This is a genomic window from Sulfitobacter sp. 1A13421 (assembly GCF_043557285.1).
Taxonomy (GTDB): Bacteria; Pseudomonadota; Alphaproteobacteria; order Rhodobacterales; family Rhodobacteraceae; genus Sulfitobacter; species Sulfitobacter faviae.
The window spans coordinates 227,938-244,029 of the sequence record NZ_JBIFFQ010000002.1 but is presented as its reverse complement, the minus strand read 5'-3'; the positions used below and the strand labels follow the sequence as shown (position 1 = coordinate 244,029).

16 protein-coding genes are annotated in these 16,092 nt (G+C 62.0%); 10 read left to right on the top strand and 6 right to left on the bottom strand.

Annotated elements, in window-relative coordinates; all coding sequences use genetic code 11:
* Position 1: 1 nt before the first annotated feature.
* The 4 genes from ACGYLI_RS04935 to ACGYLI_RS04920 form a co-directional block, all read right to left on the bottom strand.
* Positions 2 to 823 (bottom strand): ABC transporter ATP-binding protein, encoded by an 822-nt coding sequence (locus tag ACGYLI_RS04935; protein ID WP_271687269.1) that lies wholly within the window; start codon positions 821 to 823, stop codon positions 2 to 4.
* On the bottom strand, positions 820 to 1,602 hold the full coding sequence (locus tag ACGYLI_RS04930; RefSeq protein ID WP_067266791.1) for an ABC transporter ATP-binding protein: 783 nt from the start codon (positions 1,600 to 1,602) through the stop codon (positions 820 to 822). Before ACGYLI_RS04930 ends, ACGYLI_RS04935 begins: the two co-directional genes overlap by 4 nt.
* An 88-nt stretch (positions 1,603 to 1,690) precedes the next feature.
* On the bottom strand, positions 1,691 to 1,852 hold the full coding sequence (locus ACGYLI_RS04925) for a hypothetical protein (RefSeq protein ID WP_156505744.1): 162 nt from the start codon (positions 1,850 to 1,852) through the stop codon (positions 1,691 to 1,693).
* A 147-nt stretch (positions 1,853 to 1,999) separates the two neighbouring features.
* A complete protein-coding gene (locus ACGYLI_RS04920) occupies positions 2,000 to 3,184 on the bottom strand; it encodes an ABC transporter substrate-binding protein (protein WP_067266789.1) in 1,185 nt (394 codons plus the stop codon).
* 182 nt (positions 3,185 to 3,366) lie between these two features.
* Here ACGYLI_RS04920 and ACGYLI_RS04915 point away from each other — a divergent pair, with 182 nt between their 5' ends.
* Entirely contained in the window at positions 3,367 to 4,464 is a 1,098-nt protein-coding gene (locus tag ACGYLI_RS04915; protein WP_394417618.1) for a PQQ-dependent sugar dehydrogenase, read from the top strand.
* A gap of 3 nt (positions 4,465 to 4,467) precedes the next feature.
* Here the strand turns inward: ACGYLI_RS04915 and ACGYLI_RS04910 are convergent, their stop codons facing one another.
* Entirely contained in the window at positions 4,468 to 5,472 is a 1,005-nt protein-coding gene (locus ACGYLI_RS04910; protein WP_394417615.1) for a GlxA family transcriptional regulator, read from the bottom strand.
* A 191-nt stretch (positions 5,473 to 5,663) separates the two neighbouring features.
* Between ACGYLI_RS04910 and ACGYLI_RS04905 the strand changes: the two genes are divergently transcribed.
* Positions 5,664 to 7,034, top strand: coding sequence for a class II 3-deoxy-7-phosphoheptulonate synthase (locus ACGYLI_RS04905; RefSeq protein WP_271687274.1), 1,371 nt, complete (start codon positions 5,664 to 5,666; stop codon positions 7,032 to 7,034).
* Positions 7,035 to 7,122: 88 nt separating this feature from the next.
* On the opposite strand, the gene ACGYLI_RS04900 is transcribed toward ACGYLI_RS04905, so the two are convergent.
* Positions 7,123 to 7,782, bottom strand: coding sequence for a PAS domain-containing protein (locus ACGYLI_RS04900; RefSeq protein WP_394417613.1), 660 nt, complete (start codon positions 7,780 to 7,782; stop codon positions 7,123 to 7,125).
* A gap of 281 nt (positions 7,783 to 8,063) precedes the next feature.
* Between ACGYLI_RS04900 and ACGYLI_RS04895 the strand changes: the two genes are divergently transcribed.
* The 8 genes from ACGYLI_RS04895 (at position 8,064) to pstB (ending at position 16,088) form a co-directional block, all read left to right on the top strand.
* Positions 8,064 to 8,954, top strand: coding sequence for a YicC/YloC family endoribonuclease (locus tag ACGYLI_RS04895; protein WP_394417610.1), 891 nt, complete (start codon positions 8,064 to 8,066; stop codon positions 8,952 to 8,954).
* 3 nt (positions 8,955 to 8,957) lie between these two features.
* Positions 8,958 to 9,605 (top strand): guanylate kinase, encoded by a 648-nt coding sequence (gene gmk / locus ACGYLI_RS04890; RefSeq protein WP_394401072.1) that lies wholly within the window; start codon positions 8,958 to 8,960, stop codon positions 9,603 to 9,605.
* Positions 9,602 to 10,123, top strand: a complete 522-nt coding sequence (locus tag ACGYLI_RS04885) for a gamma carbonic anhydrase family protein (protein ID WP_271691305.1) — start codon at positions 9,602 to 9,604, stop codon at positions 10,121 to 10,123. The genes gmk and ACGYLI_RS04885 overlap by 4 nt, the downstream gene beginning before the upstream one ends.
* A 1-nt stretch (position 10,124) precedes the next feature.
* The gene (locus tag ACGYLI_RS04880; RefSeq protein WP_394417607.1) at positions 10,125 to 11,177 is read left to right on the top strand and encodes an ATP-binding protein; all 1,053 of its coding nucleotides are present in this window, start codon (positions 10,125 to 10,127) and stop codon (positions 11,175 to 11,177) included.
* 138 nt (positions 11,178 to 11,315) lie between these two features.
* Positions 11,316 to 12,356, top strand: coding sequence for a substrate-binding domain-containing protein (locus ACGYLI_RS04875; protein WP_271691303.1), 1,041 nt, complete (start codon positions 11,316 to 11,318; stop codon positions 12,354 to 12,356).
* Between the two features lie 97 nt (positions 12,357 to 12,453).
* Entirely contained in the window at positions 12,454 to 13,923 is a 1,470-nt protein-coding gene (gene pstC, locus ACGYLI_RS04870) for a phosphate ABC transporter permease subunit PstC (protein WP_394418289.1), read from the top strand.
* Entirely contained in the window at positions 13,920 to 15,275 is a 1,356-nt protein-coding gene (pstA, locus tag ACGYLI_RS04865; RefSeq protein WP_394417604.1) for a phosphate ABC transporter permease PstA, read from the top strand. Before pstC ends, pstA begins: the two co-directional genes overlap by 4 nt.
* A 15-nt stretch (positions 15,276 to 15,290) precedes the next feature.
* A complete protein-coding gene (pstB, locus tag ACGYLI_RS04860; RefSeq protein ID WP_067266771.1) occupies positions 15,291 to 16,088 on the top strand; it encodes a phosphate ABC transporter ATP-binding protein PstB in 798 nt (265 codons plus the stop codon).
* Positions 16,089 to 16,092 lie beyond the last annotated feature (4 nt).

Here is a 16,092-nt window from a genome sequence, read left to right as displayed (position 1 = left end):
TTCAGCCCCCCAGAAACGATTTGCGGACTTCAGGATCGGCCAAAAGCTCTTTGCCGGTGCCGGTAAAGGCATTCGCCCCCTGCACAAGCACATAGCCTTTGTCCGCGATCTCAAGCGCTTGACGGGCGTTTTGTTCGACCATCAAGATTGGGATGCCGGTGCGGGCCACCTCGATGATGCGGTCGAAAAGCTCGTCCATGACGATGGGTGAGACACCCGCCGTCGGCTCATCCAGCATCAGCACCTTGGGCTGGGTCATCAGCGCGCGACCCACGGCCACCTGCTGGCGTTGCCCGCCCGAGAGTTCACCCGCCGCCTGATGGCGCTTTTCCTTGAGGATCGGGAAAAGGTCATAGACCTGCGCCATCGTATCGCGAAAGTCATCGCGGCGGATGAAAGCGCCCATCTCAAGGTTCTCTTCGACCGACATGGAGGTGAAGATGTTCGAGGTTTGGGGCACGAAGCCCATGCCCTTGGCCACACGGTCCTGCGGGCTGAGTTCGGTGATGTCTTCACCATCCAGCCGCACATGGCCTTTGCGCATGTCGAGCATGCCAAAGACCGCCTTCATGCCGGTGGATTTGCCCGCCCCGTTGGGGCCGACGATCACCGCGATCTCGCCGCGGTCCACGGCGATGGTGCAGTCATGCAGGATGTCGGGGCCGTTGCCGTAGCCCGCCGTCATGCCGTCACCAATCAGGAAGGGGCCGCCGGGGGCGGGGTGGGTTTTGCCGCTGGCCTTGGGCATGATGCTGCCTTGGCCCTTCGCGTTGCCGACCGACCAATCTTTGTTGCCGCGGTCGCCGTAGGGATCATTGCTCATGCGCCTACCTTGTCCTTATTCTTCAGCCCGGTGCCGAGATAGGCCTCGATCACCTGTTCGTTCGCCTTGATCTCATCCAGCGTGCCTTCGGCCAACACGTGGCCCTCAGCCATGCAGATCACCGGGTCGCAAAGGCGGCCGATGAAATCCATGTCATGCTCGATCACGACGAAAGTGTAGTTGCGCTCTTGGTTGAGGCGGATGATCGCGTCGCCGATGGTGTTCAGCAGCGTCCGGTTCACGCCCGCGCCGACCTCGTCCAGAAAAACGATCTTGGCGTCGACCATCATGGTGCGGCCAAGCTCCAGCAGCTTTTTCTGCCCGCCCGAGATCTGGCCCGCCTTCTGTTCGGCCAGATGTTCGATGGTCAGGAACTCCAGCACCTCATCGGCCTTGGCCTTGAGCGCGCGTTCCTCATTGGCGATGCGTTTGGTGCCGAACCATGTGTTCCACAGCGTCTCGCCCGACTGGTTGCCCGGCACCATCATCAGGTTCTCACGACAGGACATCGAAGAAAACTCATGCGCGATCTGGAAGGTGCGCAAAAGCCCCTTATGGAAAAGCTCATGCGGGGGCAGGCCGGTGATGTCCTCCCCATCCATGGTGACGCGGCCCGAAGTGGGCTGAAGCACGCCGGCAATTACGTTGAACAGCGTGGTTTTCCCCGCGCCATTTGGGCCGATCAAACCAGTGATCGATCCTTTCTCGATCGACAGGCTCGCCCCGTCGACGGCGTGAAACCCGCCGAAGTGTTTGTGTACGTCGTCTACGACGATCATATGTCCATCCCCGTGTCCGCCACCTTGTGGCTGGTTTTTATTGGTCGTCATATGGGCCGCGCAGGCAGATGCGCGCCGCCATACCTGTTTACAATGTGCTGAGATTCTTGGAAGGGACCGCTGCGGTCCTGATCTGAAGAAAGCCCTGCGCTGCCTTGTCAGAGGCAGATTGCGCCGTATTGCCGAAATCACGTTCAGCAAAATACATGCCCAAAGCCCTGACCGAGACGGCCATACGTTGCTTTTTCATCCTGTCCTCCCAGACGGGACGTGTTTTCCACGTCCTCAATAGGGGATTTGTACTGTCTGCATCCCAGGAAGAAAAGCCGATTTCCTAAGCAAAAGGCCCGATCGCACTGCGACCGGGCCTCTCATAGCGGTTAGATAGTAGCGCGGATCAGCGGTAGCCGACCGTGACCATCTTGCCGTCCTTCATCTCGATCTCGCGGTAGTTGCCCGCGCTCTCGCCCGGTCCGATCAGTTCGACCGCCGAGGCACCGACATAGTCCACGTCGCCGCCGTCTTTGATGATCTGAAGCGCTTTGCCCAGTTCACCCGGCAGGATTTTTTCACCCGGGGCGTTGGCGACTTCCATCACCTTTTCCTTGTACTCCGCCGGATCGTTGGAGCCTGCGGCCTGCATCGCCAGCAGCATCAGCGCCGCCGCATCATAGGATTCAGGCGAAAAGGCATTGGTCGGCTCGAAACCGGCTTCCTTGCCCATCTTCTTGTAGTTGTCTGGGCCTTCGCCAGCCGCACTCGGGTTCTGACCAAAGGAGCCATCCGCGATCTCGGCGAATTTCTCTTCCAACGTGTCAGAGACCATGCCATCGGGGAACATGAAGACGTCGAATGCACCGGCGTCCAGCGCACCGTTCACGATGCCCGCGCCACCTTGGTCGACATAGCCTGCCACGACCAGAACCTCACCACCGGCAGAGGCCAGCGCGCCGACTTCGGCGGAGTAATCCGCTTTGCCGTCTTCATGCGAGGTGTTGATGGTCACGGTGCCGCCGGATTCCTTATAGGCGGTCTCAAAGCTGTCGGCCAAACCTTTACCATAGTCGTTGTTGGTATAGGTGACGGCGACTTCCTTGATGCCACGGTCGTTCAGGATGTCGGCCATGACCTGACCCTGACGCGCGTCCGACGGCGAGGTGCGGAAGAACAGGCCGTTGTCTTCGACCGTCGACAGGGCCGGGGATGTCGCGGAGGGCGAGATCATCACGATACCGTTCGGGATGGCGACGTTTTGCAGCGAGGCGGTGGTTTCACCCGAGCACATGCCGCCCACGATGCCGCTGACGCGGTCGGAGGTAATCAGACGCTCAGCCGATGCCACTGCAAGGCCCGCGTCGATACAGCCAGTGTCGCCACGCTCTGACGAAACGGTGGCCCCGTCGAGGAACATGCCGCTCTCGTTAACCTCGGAAATCGCCAGTTCGGCACCGGCGGCCATGTCATTGGCCAACGATTCCAGCGGGCCGGTGAAGCCCAGCAGAATGCCGATTTTAGTGTCTTCCGCATGCGCGCCCGTGGCGAGCAGAGCAACGGCCGTTGTGGCCATCAGTATTTTTTTCATTTGGTACTCTCCCTTAGTTGAACTCTCGTTCTGATCGAACGTTAGGTTGTGGTTTCGAAAAAGAAAAGGCGATTTATAAAGTGTTTTTCGCAGGCTTTTCGCGGGATACGGGCGCGATGGTGGAAATGGGCGGGTCGCTGGCTATGTCTAGACCCAAGCCCCATGCCCACAGGAGCCTGCTCATGACATTCGCCAAACATATCGCGACCGCCACTGCCCTCACCCTTTGCAGCCTTTCCGCCGCAGGCACCGCCAGCGCACAAAGCGGCCTGACGATCACGCCCATCGCCGAGAATCTGGAGGCCCCTTGGGGCGTCGCGCCTTTCCCCGATGGCGGTCTGTTGGTGACCGAGAAAGCCGGTCGTCTGATCTACCAAAAGGACGGCGCTCGGCATGAGGTCACGGGCCTGCCGCAGGTGGCCGTGGTCGGACAGGGCGGCCTGTTGGACATTACCTTGGCCGGGGATTTCGCGCAAAGCCGCCTGCTGTTCCTGACCTATGCCAAACCCCAAGAGAGTGGCGGCGCGGGGACCGCCTTGGCCAGCGCGAAACTGTCCAAGGATACCCGCAGTCTGGAAAACCTGACCGAGCTTTTCGCCATGAAACCCGGCAGCAGCGGCGGCCAGCACTTCGGTTCGCGCGTGGTCGAGGCACCGGATGGCACGCTGCTGGTCACTATTGGCGAACGCGGCGACCGTCCGGCGGCGCAGGACCGCAGCACGCATAACGGCAGCATCATCCGCGTGAACCGCGACGGCTCAGTCCCCGACGACAATCCCTTTATCGACATCCCTGACGTGCTGCCTGAAATCTGGTCCTACGGCCACCGCAACCCGCAGGGCGCGGGGCTGGATCTGGAAGGGCGGCTATGGGTTTCCGAACACGGGGCCAAGGGCGGTGACGAAGTGAACCGCATCACCAAGGGCGCAAATTACGGCTGGCCGGTGATTTCCTACGGAGAGCATTACTCGGGCGAGAAGATCGGAGAGGGCACCGCGAAAGAAGGAATGGCGCAGCCTGAATTTTACTGGGATCCCTCCATCGCGCCTGCGGGGCTCATGGTCTACTCCGGCGCGCTTTTCCCTGAATGGGAGGGCGATATCTTCGTCGGTTCGCTCAAGTTCGACTATATCGCCCGGCTAAGCGGCACGCCGCTGGAAGAGGTGGCGCAAATCAAGACCGACGAGACCGCCCGCGTGCGCGATGTCGTCGAAGGGCCGGAGGGCGGGATCTGGTTCATCTCAGAGGTCAACGGCACCGTCTACCGGATCACGCCCTGACCCTCAGGCGGGCTGCCGGGTGGATTGGCTGCCGCGTTCGCGGTAGGGCGTGGTCTGGTAATGCGCCCGGTAGCATTTTGAGAAATGCGAGGGCGAGGCAAAGCCGCAGGCCAGCGCCACGTTGATCACGCTCATATCCGTCTGCATCAGCAGGTTGCGCGCCTTTTGCAGCCGCAATTCCATATAGTAGCGTTTTGGGCTGCGGTTCAGGTAGCGGCGAAACAGACGCTCTAGCTGGCGGGTCGACATGCCCACGTCACGGGCGAGGATGGAGGGGCTGATCGGCTCTTCGATGTTGCGCTCCATCTGCTGGATCACTTGGGAAAGCTTGGGATGGCGCACGCCGATTCGCGTGGGCACCGACAGGCGCTGCGTGTCTTGGTCGGTGCGGATCGAGGAATAAATAAGCTGATCCGCCACGGCATTGGCCGTCTCCTCTCCATGATCATCGGCGATGAGTTTCAGCATCATGTCCAAAGAAGACGTGCCGCCCGCCGTGGTCAGCCGGTTGCCGTCGACCACGAAGACCGATTTCGTCAGAATGACCTCTTCGAATTCCTCGCCGAAACTGTCCTGATTCTCCCAATGGATCGTGGCGCGTTTGCCGTCGAGCAGCCCCGCCTTGGCCAGCGTATGCGCCGCGGTACAAAGCCCGCCAACAACCAGCCCCTTGCGCGCCTCGCGGCGCAGCCATGCCAGCAGCTTCTTGGTGGTCGCGGCCTGCACGCCGATGCCGCCACAGATCATGATGGTATCGTCGCGGCCCAACTCCGCAAGCCCGCCATCCAGTGCGAACACCGCGCCGGATGAGCTTACACAGGTCTCACCGCTTTCGCCCACGACCTGCCATTCATAGACCTCGCGTTCGAGCATGCGGTTGGTGATCCGCAGGCATTCCACCGCCGAGGCAAAGCTCAGCAGGGTGAAATTCTCCAACAACACAAAGACGAAGCGCCGCGGCTTGTCGGTCTGGGGGGGCATGCGGGTGGCCGGGCGCGGTTGGGACATCACGGCGTCTTTCTATTCAGGTCGTCTCTGTCGACATGTGCCATGGCCGCCAGAACTTGCCGGAAACATTGCCCACGGGCCTCACGCCACATCAATAGGGCGCATTTCGGTTCTGGTCACTTTCCCCGCGCCTTTGTATAGAGAAAGATCACGAAGCGCCGACACTCGGCGCTGTGGAGCGGAGTAGAAAGATGACAGACTGGAGCACCTCGAGCTGGCGCAGCAAACCGCGCGTCCAGATGCCCGATTACCCTGACCAAGCCGCATTGGAAGCGGTTGAGGCACAGCTGGCACGCTATCCGGTCCTCGTTTTTGCGGGCGAAGCACGCCGGTTGAAAAAACATCTGGCCGCCGCGGGCCGTGGCGAAGCCTTTCTTTTGCAGGGCGGCGACTGTGCCGAGAGCTTTGAGCAGTTCAGCTCGGACGCCATTCGCGACACCTTCAAGGTGATGTTGCAGATGGCCATCGTGCTGACCCATGGGGCCAAGGTGCCGGTGATCAAACTGGGCCGCATGGCCGGTCAATTCGCCAAGCCGCGCTCGGCCCCGACCGAAGTGGTGGATGGCGTGGAACTGCCCAGCTACCGCGGCGACATCATCAACGATCTGGCCTTCAACGAAGCGGCGCGTATCCCCGACCCGCAAAAGATGCTGCGCGCCTATACGCAGGCCGCCGCCACGCTGAACCTTTTGCGCGCCTTCTCGACCGGGGGCTATGCCGATGTGCATCAGGTTCACGGCTGGACGCTGGGATTCACCGACGACGAAAAGGCCGAGAAATACCGTGAGATCGCCAACCGCATCTCTGACACGCTTGATTTCATGGCCGCCGCAGGGGTGACCGCCGAAACCGCGCATACGCTGCAATCGGTGGAATTCTATACCAGCCACGAGGCGCTGCTGCTGGAGTATGAAGAGGCGCTTTGCCGCCGTGACAGCCAAACCGGCAAATGGCTTGCGGGCTCGGGTCACATGATCTGGATCGGTGACCGCACGCGGCAGCCCGACGGGGCCCATGTGGAGTTTGCCAGCGGCGTGCAAAACCCGATTGGCCTGAAGTGTGGTCCCTCGATGACCAGCGATGACCTCAAGCAGTTGATGGCCAAGCTGAACCCCGAGAACGAAGAGGGCCGTCTCACCCTGATCTCGCGCTTTGGTGCGGGGCAGGTGGGCGATCACCTGCCGCGTTTGATCAAGACCGTTCAGGAAGAGGGCGCCAATGTTGTCTGGACCTGTGACGCGATGCACGGCAACACGATCAAATCCTCCACGGGCTACAAGACCCGGCCCTTCGATTCCGTGCTGCGCGAAGTGCATGAATTCTTTGCCGTGCATAACGCCGAAGGTTCCGTCCCCGGTGGTGTGCATTTCGAGATGACCGGCCAAGACGTGACCGAATGCACCGGCGGTGTGCGGGCGGTCAGCGACGAGGATCTATCGGACCGTTACCACACGGCCTGTGACCCGCGGCTCAACGCCAGCCAGTCGCTGGAATTGGCCTTCCTCGTGGCCGAGGAGTTGTCGAACCGCCGCGTGGCACAGACGGCGCGGGCGGCAGGGTAACAGCCCCGGGCTGCACTTGATTGTGACGAAAGAAACGCCGTCCCGTTTTCCGGGGCGGCGTTTTCGCGTTCCGAGGACGGCGGGCGGGCTATTCCTGCTCTGACTTCACCAGACGCAGATAGGGCGGGATGTCACCCGATGGGGCGGCGGTGAAGCTTGCTTTCGGCTCTGCGAATCCGGTTTCGCGTGGCAAAAGCGGCTGCTGCAAGGGATCGGCATGGCGCAGAGGTTTGGCCACCCCGCCAAAGGCGCTATGCCGCGTGGCCTGCGCCAGATCGAAGCGCCGCGGGGTTTGGCCGATCTCCCCCAGCACGACGAGACAGCCCAGCACCCGACTGACATCGCCCAGGTCGCTTTTCAGCGGCAAGAGCAGCATCCGCCCCGTCAAGGCAGGCCGCCCATAGCTCGCCGCCGCGCCCAAGTGCAGCGTGATTTGGCCGGGCATCTGAAACACTTCTTCCAGCGCTTCGCTGACGCGGGGGCGTGACTGCGTTCCGAAAAAGGCGGTGATCGGCATGCCGCGCACCTCCATCCCCATGAGATCGCGCAGATGGCCGCCCGCAATCCGCAACCGTCCGACACCCACGGCGACACGTTCGAGGATAAAGGCATATTCCAATGCCTGCTCGATCCCCCGCGGGTCGATATCCGACCGCCGCGGCATCAATCTGTTGCCGCGCAGGGCCTCCCAATAGGCTTCGACCTGCGCGAGCGGGCCATAGCCAACATGCGTCCGATGATCTGACATGGCGACAACATTCTGCGCGGTGTGGCCTGTATTGCCCATTGAAACTCACCCATACGGACTTGGCCAATACAGCAGCCGTTTTTGAAACGACAGCGGCACAATGCGGCCGAAATGATTACCAAATCATTAATACCGCAGGCGGTTAAGGAATTCGTCACGCTTTCGCTGAAGTGGTTAACGCGTGAGCCAAGGGATCCGCCGGGCCGAAGGGCCGGGGGCTTGCCCCTCGCGGGGGTTTCGCCGTAAGGCAGGACATGACCGCCCTTGCAAGGAACGCGCCGATGATCAGGTCCATGACAGGTTTCGCCTCTGCCTCCGGCGCTTTGGAGGGTTGGAGCTGGTCTTGGGAGCTGCGCGCGGTCAATGGCAAAGGGCTCGACCTGCGGCTGCGCGTGCCCGATTGGGTCGAGGGGCTTGAGGCCGCCCTGCGCAAGCAGATTTCGGCGGAGGTGGCGCGGGGCAATATCACCTGCAACCTGCGCATCTCCTCGGCTGAGAGTGACGGCAGCTTGCAGATCAACGAGGCGCATGTCGACACGCTGCTGACCGCCCTGCATGAGATCGAGGCCCGTGCGATGGATGCCGGCGTATCGCTGGCGCCCTCGCGGGCGAGCGATATTCTTTCCATGCGCGGTGTGTTGGAACAGGCCGATCAGGCACAGGACATCGACGCGCTGCGCGCCGCTTTGCTGGCGGAAGTGCCGACCCTGCTGCATGATTTCAACGAGATGCGCGCGCAGGAAGGCGCGGCGCTGGCCGGTGTAATGCAAGAGCAGTTGACCGAGGTCGAAAACCGCGCCGCCGAAGCCGCCGCTTTGGCCGAGGCCCGCAAGGAAGAAACGGCTGCCCAGTTGCGCCGCAACCTCGCCCGCGTGCTCGACAACAGTGAGGGCGCGGATGCGGACCGGGTGGCGCAGGAGCTGGCCTTGATCGCGGTCAAGGCCGATGTCACCGAAGAGATCGACCGCCTTGCCGCCCATGTCGCCGCCGCGCGCGCGCTGATCGGGCAGGGCGGGCCGGTGGGGCGCAAGCTGGATTTCCTGATGCAGGAGTTCAACCGCGAAGCCAACACGCTCTGCTCCAAGGCGCAGAGCACCGAATTGACGACTGTCGGTCTGGCCCTGAAGGCGGTGATCGACCAAATGCGCGAACAAGTGCAAAATGTGGAGTAAGACGTGACAAACCCAAGCCGACGCGGCCTTCTGATCATCCTCAGTTCCCCCTCCGGGGCGGGCAAATCGACCATGGCCCGCGCCCTGCGCGCATGGGATCCGACGATCAACTTCTCGGTCTCCGCCACCACCCGCGCCCCCCGACCGGGCGAGGAGGATGGCAAGGATTACCGCTTTGTCGGCGAAGAGGAGTTCCGGCAGGCCGTGGCTGAGGGCGAAATGCTGGAACACGCCCATGTTTTCGGCAACTTCTACGGATCCCCCAAGGCCCCCGTGCAGGCAGCGATTGACGAGGGGCAGGACATCCTTTTCGACATCGACTGGCAGGGCGCACAGCAGATCCGCAACTCCGACCTGAACACACACACGCTGTCGATCTTCCTGCTGCCGCCCTCGATCACCGAGTTGAAGCGCCGTTTGGAAAGCCGGGGGCAGGACGATGCCGAAACCATCGCCAAGCGCATGGGCAAAAGCTGGGATGAGATCAGCCATTGGGACGGCTATGACTTCGTGCTCGTGAACGACGATCTCGACCAGACCGAGGCGCGGCTGAAGTCCATCATCACCGCCGCGCGCCTCCGGCTGAGCCAACAGCCCGCCATCAAGGATCACGTTCGCCGTCTGCAATCCGAATTCGAGGAATTGAAATGACCCTCTACGCCCTCGCCGATGCCCGCCCCGAAGTCTCCCCCGATGCATGGGTCGCCCCTGATGCGAATGTCATCGGTAAGGTGACGCTCGGCCCCGAAGCCTCTGTCTGGTTCGGCAGCACCCTGCGCGGCGACAATGAGATGATCACCGTGGGCCGCGGCAGCAATGTGCAGGAGAACTGCGTCTTTCACACCGATATGGGCTATCCACTGACCGTGGGCGAAGATTGCACCATCGGCCATAAGGTCATGCTGCACGGCTGCACCATCGGCGACAACTCTCTGATTGGCATGGGGGCCACGGTGCTGAATGGTGCCAAGATCGGCAAAAACTGCTTGATTGGGGCAGGGGCGCTGATCACCGAAAACAAGGTGATCCCCGATGGGTCTCTGGTCATGGGCGTGCCGGGCAAAGTGGTGCGTGAGCTTGATGCGCAGGCGATCCAACAGTTGACCGCGAGCGCCAAACACTATGCCGAGAACGCCGCGCGCTTCCGCCGCGATCTTGAACCGCTCTGACATGGGCAGCACCGCCGTAACCCTTTCCGATGTGGTGGCGGCGCTGCCGCTGCCAAGCGTGGCCATCAATGCCGAAGAGCGGATCACCGTTCTGAACGCGCCCGCCGAGGATCTGCTGGGCAAGGGGCTGCTGGGCCGCCATTTCGTCACCGCGCTGCGCCAGCCGGGGCTGGTCGAAGCGGTCGAGCGCTGTCTCGCGGGCGCGGGGCCCTGCCAAGCGCGCTTTACCAGCACCGGCGGCGAACATGGCACCACCTATGACGTCAGCCTCCGCCCGGTGGGCGACCACGGGATTGTCCTGCTCAGTTTTAACGATGTGACGGAGATGGCCCAGGCAGGCCAAATGCGCCGCGATTTCGTGGCCAATGTGAGCCATGAGCTGCGCACCCCGCTCACCGCGCTCATCGGCTTCATTGAGACGCTGCAAGGCCCAGCACGGGACGACACGGCGGCGCGCGAGCGGTTTCTGGGAATCATGGCGCAAGAAGCCGAACGAATGAACCGGCTGGTGGGGGAGCTTTTGTCACTCAGCCGGGTGGAGGCCGAAGAGCGCGTGCGCCCCGAGGCGCCGGTTGATGTGCGTGATGTGCTGCGCGGCACGCTGCGCAACCTCGCGCCGCTGGCGGTGGATAGCAATGTGACACTGGCGCCCAAACTGGGCGATGCACCGGCCCTTGTGCTGGGTGATGCGGATCAGTTGGTGCAGGTCTTCACGAACCTCATCGAGAACGCGATCAAATATGGCGGGCGCGACAACCGGGTTGAGATTTCGGTCAAACGCACGGCCCATGACCCGGCGATGCGCGGCCCCGCGGTCTATGTCAGCGTGCGCGACCATGGTCCCGGGATCGATGCGATTCACCTGCCACGGCTGACCGAACGGTTCTACCGGGTCGACAGCCACCGCAGCCGCGCTCTTGGTGGGACGGGGCTGGGATTAGCCATCGTCAAACACATCATGAACCGTCACCGCGGGCGTCTCAAGATCACCAGCACCCCCGGCGAAGGGGCCGAATTCCGCGTGATTCTGCCGATGAAACCGGGTTCTGACTGATCTTTGCAGAAATTTGGTGATTCAGGCCGACTGTCATGAAACTGTAACGTTGCTGTCACAAAAGCACAGCACCGCCTTCATAGACGGGGCGCAGATCACCATGGGGTGGTCACCAATTCGCATCTGACAGGAGATATCATGTCACTCGCAAAACTCACCACTTCCGCCCTGGCGATTGCCGCCGTATCCGCAACCGCTGCTGCCGCGCGTGACCAAGTACAGGTTGCCGGTTCCTCGACCGTGCTGCCCTATGCCTCCATCGTCGCCGAAGCCTTTGGCGAGAACTTCGACTTCCCGACACCGGTCGTGGAATCGGGCGGTTCCTCGGCTGGCCTCAAGCGTTTCTGCGAAGGCGTGGGCGAGAACACCATCGACGTGGCCAATGCATCGCGCCAGATCAAGGACGCCGAAGTGGCGGCCTGTGCCGAGAACGGCGTGACCGACATCATCGAAGTGCGCATCGGCTATGACGGCATCGTCTTCGCCTCCGACATCAATGGCGAGACCTTCGAGTTCACGCCGGTCGATTGGTACAAAGCCCTCTCCGCCAAAGTTGTTGTCGACGGCGAAGTGACCGAGAACCCCTACACCACATGGGATCAGGTCAACCCCGACTTCCCCGCCCAGCCGATCCAAGCCTTCATCCCCGGCACCAAACACGGAACGCGTGAAGTGTTTGAAGACAAGGTGATCCTCGCAGGCTGCGAAGAAACCGGTGATTTCGAAGCCTTCCTCGAAGCCGCGGATGGCGACAAGAAAGCCGCTGAGAAAGAGTGCATCAGCCTGCGCACCGACGGCAAGTCCGTGGACATCGACGGCGACTACACCGAGACGCTGGCGCGCATCGAGAGCAACCAAGACGGCATCGGCGTCTTCGGTCTGGCCTTCTACGAGAACAACACCGACAAGCTGCAGGTTGCGACCATGGGCGGCGTCGAGCCAACCACCGAGAGCATCGCCTCGGGTGACTACCCTGTGTCGCGCCCGCTGTTCTTCTACGTCAAGAAAGCCCACATCGGCGTGATCCCCGGCCTGAAAGAATACGCTGAGTTCTTCGTCGCCGACGAAGTTGCCGGCCCCGACGGCCCGCTGGCCGAATACGGTCTGGTCTCCGACCCTGAACTGGCCGACACCCAGTCCGTGGTTGCCGATGAAACCGTGATGGGCAGCGGCTCCTAAGCCTTTACCCTTATCGCCGGGGGCGGGTGACTGCCCCCGGTTTTTCGCTTTTTGATCCACCGGGGGACATGTGGGACAAATACTGACAACAGGCGCGGTGCTGCCGCTGGTCATCCTGATCGCGGCACTGGCACTAGGCGGGTATTACCTTGCGCGGCGTCGGGCTTTGGCCTCTGCCCAAGGCGACAGCCGCAAGCTGCATTCGCTGCCAAGCTACTACGGCTACAATGCAGTGATGAGCGTGGCGGTGCCCGCGCTTTTGGTTTTGGGCATCTGGCTGCTGGTTCAGCCGATGCTGGTGCAATCTTCGGTGGTCGATATGATCCCCGCCGAGGCTGTGCCCGAAGGCTCCTCCGTCAATCTGATCATGAGCGATGTGCGTCGTCTGGCCGATGGGCTGGACGCGGCCGTCTCTTCCGGCGCGCTTAGCGCCGCCGATGCGACCGATCTTTCCGCCGCCGATGACCTGCGCGCATGGCTGGGCGAACAGGGCGTTGCCTTGGGGGCTGAGATTAGCCCCGAGGTGCTGCAAGCCGCGCAGGCTTACCGCGAGATGACGGCGACGGGAAATTTCTGGCGCAACATCATCGTGGCGCTGATCGCCTTGGCCGGGCTGGCCATGGTCTACCGCGAAACCGATGCCACCTTCCGCGCCCGCAACCGGGTCGAAGGGGGCGTGAAGGCGCTGCTGATCCTCGCGGCGTCGCTCGCGATCCTGACCACGGTGGGCATCGTGTTGTCGATGCTCTTCGAGACGATCAATTTCTTCAACCTGCATCCCTGGACTGACTTCTTCTTCGGCTCTTCCTGGGCACCGAACTTCCGCGGCGACAGTGACCTGTCGATCCTGCCGCTGCTTTGGGGGACGCTATATATCTCGCTCATCGCGCTGCTGGTGGCCGTGCCCATCGGGCTTTTCGCCGCGATTTACCTGAGCGAATATGCAGGCCCCAAGGTGCGCGCCACGGCCAAGCCGCTGCTCGAAATCCTCGCAGGCATCCCCACAATCGTTTACGGCCTTTTCGCGCTGCTGACGGTTGGGCCGTTCCTCGTCCAAGTCTTCGGGCGTGGGGAAGAGGGGCTTCTGGGCGTCGATTGGATGTCGGGGGCGACCTCGGTCCTGACCGCGGGGCTGGTCATGGGCATCATGCTGATCCCCTTCGTCTCCTCCCTGTCGGACGACATCATCAACGCGGTGCCGCAATCGCTGCGCGACGGCTCCTTCGGGCTGGGCGCGACCCAATCCGAGACGATCCGCCAAGTGGTGCTGCCTGCGGCACTGCCGGGCATCGTGGGCGCCGTGCTGCTGGCCGCGAGCCGCGCCATCGGTGAGACCATGATCGTGGTGCTGGGGGCAGGGGCCATCGCCCGCATCTCGGCCAATCCGCTGGAGGCCATGACCACCATCACCACCCGCATCGTCAGCCAGTTGACCGGGGACAGCGATTTCGCCAGCCCCGAGACGCTGGTGGCCTTCGCCCTTGGCCTGACCCTCTTCGTCCTGACCTTGGGCCTGAATGTGCTGGCCCTCTACATCGTGCGCAAATACCGGGAGCAGTACGAATGAGCGATATCCCCAACCCCGCAGCCCCCATCGCAGACCCGCGCGGAGCCTCTCTGCTGGTCCAAGACGGGCGCACCAAACGCCGCAACGCTTCCGAGGGCCGTTTCAAGCTCTATGGCATCATCGCCATCGTGATCGGCCTGCTGATGCTGCTGACGCTGCTCTTCACCATCATCTCCCGCGGGACCGGCGCGTTTCAGCAGACCTATGTGACGCTTTCCGTGCCGCTGCTGGAAGACAAGCTCGACAAAAACGGCAACCGCGATTTGGAAGACATCAAGAAGGTCTCGACCTTCGGATATTCACCGCTGCTAAAAGCCGCCTTTGAAAACAAGGTCGAAGCAGGCGAAGTTGTAACCGGGCTCAAGCCCAAGGCGATGGCCGATATCCTGTCGAAAGACGCCGCTGCCCAATTGCGCAACTACGTCTTGGCCAACCCCGAGCTGATCGGCACGAATGCCGAGTTCGAGTTCCTGACCAACAGCCGTGTCGATGGCTACCTCAAGGGGCGCGTGACCCGCGAAAGCATCGCCAATGACAAGAACATCAGCGCCGCGCAGCTTGATCTGGTCGATGCGTTGATCGCCGACGGCAGCATCGAAAAGCGGTTCAACCTCGACTTCATCACAGGCGCCGACGCCTCTGACGCGCGGCCCGAAGCGGCGGGCATGGGGGTGTCGATGATCGGCTCTTTCGCGATGATGCTGGTGGTGCTGGTGCTGGCGCTGCCCATCGGGGTCGCCGCGTCAATCTACCTCGAAGAATTCGCGCCGAAGAACTGGATCACCGACATCATCGAAGTGAACATCTCAAACCTCGCCGCGGTGCCCTCGATCGTCTTTGGTATCCTTGGCCTTGCGGTGTTCATCAACTACATGCACCTGCCGAATTCGGCCCCGCTGGTGGGTGGTCTGGTGCTGACACTGATGACCCTGCCGACGATCATCATCTCGACCCGCGCCTCGCTGAAATCGGTGCCGCCCTCGATCCGCGACGCGGCGCTTGGGGTAGGGGCCTCGAAAATGCAATCGGTGTTCCACCATGTGCTGCCCCTCGCCGCACCGGGCATCCTGACGGGGACGATCATCGGGCTTGCCCAAGCCCTTGGCGAAACGGCACCTTTGCTGCTGATCGGCATGGTGGGCTTCATCGCCTCCAACCCGCCCGACAGCATCGCCGAAGGGCTGATGGCCCCGAACTCCGCCATGCCGGCCCAGATCTATGAATGGGCCAAACGCGCCGACCCGGCCTTCTACGAACGCGCTTGGGGCGGTATCATCATCTTGCTGGTGTTCCTGATCACGATGAATGCCATCGCCGTGCTGCTGCGCCGCCGCTTTGAGCGTCGCTGGTAAACCAAGGACGGGACCATGAAAGACAACAGATATTCGGAGAGTGACGTGACAACCCAACCCGTCAAGATCGCGGCCCGCAACGTGCAGGTCTACTACGGTGACAGCCACGCCATTCGCGACGTGGACATCGACATCAACGACAAGACAGTGACCGCCTTTATCGGCCCATCGGGCTGCGGTAAATCAACTTTCCTGCGCTGTATCAACAGGATGAACGACACAATTGATGTGGCCCGCGTGACCGGCGACATTCGTATCGACGGCGAAGACATCTATGACAAACGGGTCGACCCGGTGCAGCTGCGCGCCAAAGTGGGCATGGTGTTTCAAAAGCCAAACCCCTTCCCAAAGTCGATCTACGACAACGTGGCCTACGGCCCACGCATCCACGGGCTGGCCCGCAATAAGGCCGACCTCGACGATATCGTCGAACAGGCGCTGCGCCGGGGCGCGATCTGGAACGAGGTGAAGGACCGTCTGCACGCACCGGGCACTGGCCTCTCGGGCGGCCAACAGCAGCGTCTGTGCATCGCTCGCGCCGTGGCAACCGAACCCGAAGTGCTCTTGATGGACGAGCCATGCTCGGCCCTTGACCCCATCGCCACCGCGCAAGTCGAGGAATTGATTGACGAATTGCGGCAGAACTACTCCGTCGTGATCGTCACACACTCAATGCAACAGGCCGCGCGGGTGAGCCAGAAAACCGCCTTTTTCCACCTCGGCAACCTCGTGGAATTTGGCGACACCGACGACATCTTCACGCGGCCCCAAGACCCGCGCACTGAAAGCTACATCACCGGCCGTATTGGATAATATC

Bases quoted from the DNA above. Each gene is read 5' to 3' on its own strand.
- ACGYLI_RS04935 (WP_271687269.1), bottom strand. From the start codon at position 823: ATGAGCAATGATCCCTACGGCGACCGCGGCAACAAAGATTGGTCGGTC.
- ACGYLI_RS04930 (WP_067266791.1), bottom strand. From the start codon at position 1,602: ATGATCGTCGTAGACGACGTACACAAACACTTCGGCGGGTTTCACGCC.
- ACGYLI_RS04925 (WP_156505744.1), bottom strand. From the start codon at position 1,852: ATGAAAAAGCAACGTATGGCCGTCTCGGTCAGGGCTTTGGGCATGTAT.
- ACGYLI_RS04920 (WP_067266789.1), bottom strand. From the start codon at position 3,184: ATGAAAAAAATACTGATGGCCACAACGGCCGTTGCTCTGCTCGCCACG.
- ACGYLI_RS04915 (WP_394417618.1), top strand. From the start codon at position 3,367: ATGACATTCGCCAAACATATCGCGACCGCCACTGCCCTCACCCTTTGC.
- ACGYLI_RS04910 (WP_394417615.1), bottom strand. From the start codon at position 5,472: ATGTCCCAACCGCGCCCGGCCACCCGCATGCCCCCCCAGACCGACAAG.
- ACGYLI_RS04905 (WP_271687274.1), top strand. From the start codon at position 5,664: ATGACAGACTGGAGCACCTCGAGCTGGCGCAGCAAACCGCGCGTCCAG.
- ACGYLI_RS04900 (WP_394417613.1), bottom strand. From the start codon at position 7,782: ATGTCAGATCATCGGACGCATGTTGGCTATGGCCCGCTCGCGCAGGTC.
- ACGYLI_RS04895 (WP_394417610.1), top strand. From the start codon at position 8,064: ATGATCAGGTCCATGACAGGTTTCGCCTCTGCCTCCGGCGCTTTGGAG.
- ACGYLI_RS04885 (WP_271691305.1), top strand. From the start codon at position 9,602: ATGACCCTCTACGCCCTCGCCGATGCCCGCCCCGAAGTCTCCCCCGAT.
- ACGYLI_RS04880 (WP_394417607.1), top strand. From the start codon at position 10,125: ATGGGCAGCACCGCCGTAACCCTTTCCGATGTGGTGGCGGCGCTGCCG.
- ACGYLI_RS04875 (WP_271691303.1), top strand. From the start codon at position 11,316: ATGTCACTCGCAAAACTCACCACTTCCGCCCTGGCGATTGCCGCCGTA.
- pstA (WP_394417604.1), top strand. From the start codon at position 13,920: ATGAGCGATATCCCCAACCCCGCAGCCCCCATCGCAGACCCGCGCGGA.
- pstB (WP_067266771.1), top strand. From the start codon at position 15,291: ATGAAAGACAACAGATATTCGGAGAGTGACGTGACAACCCAACCCGTC.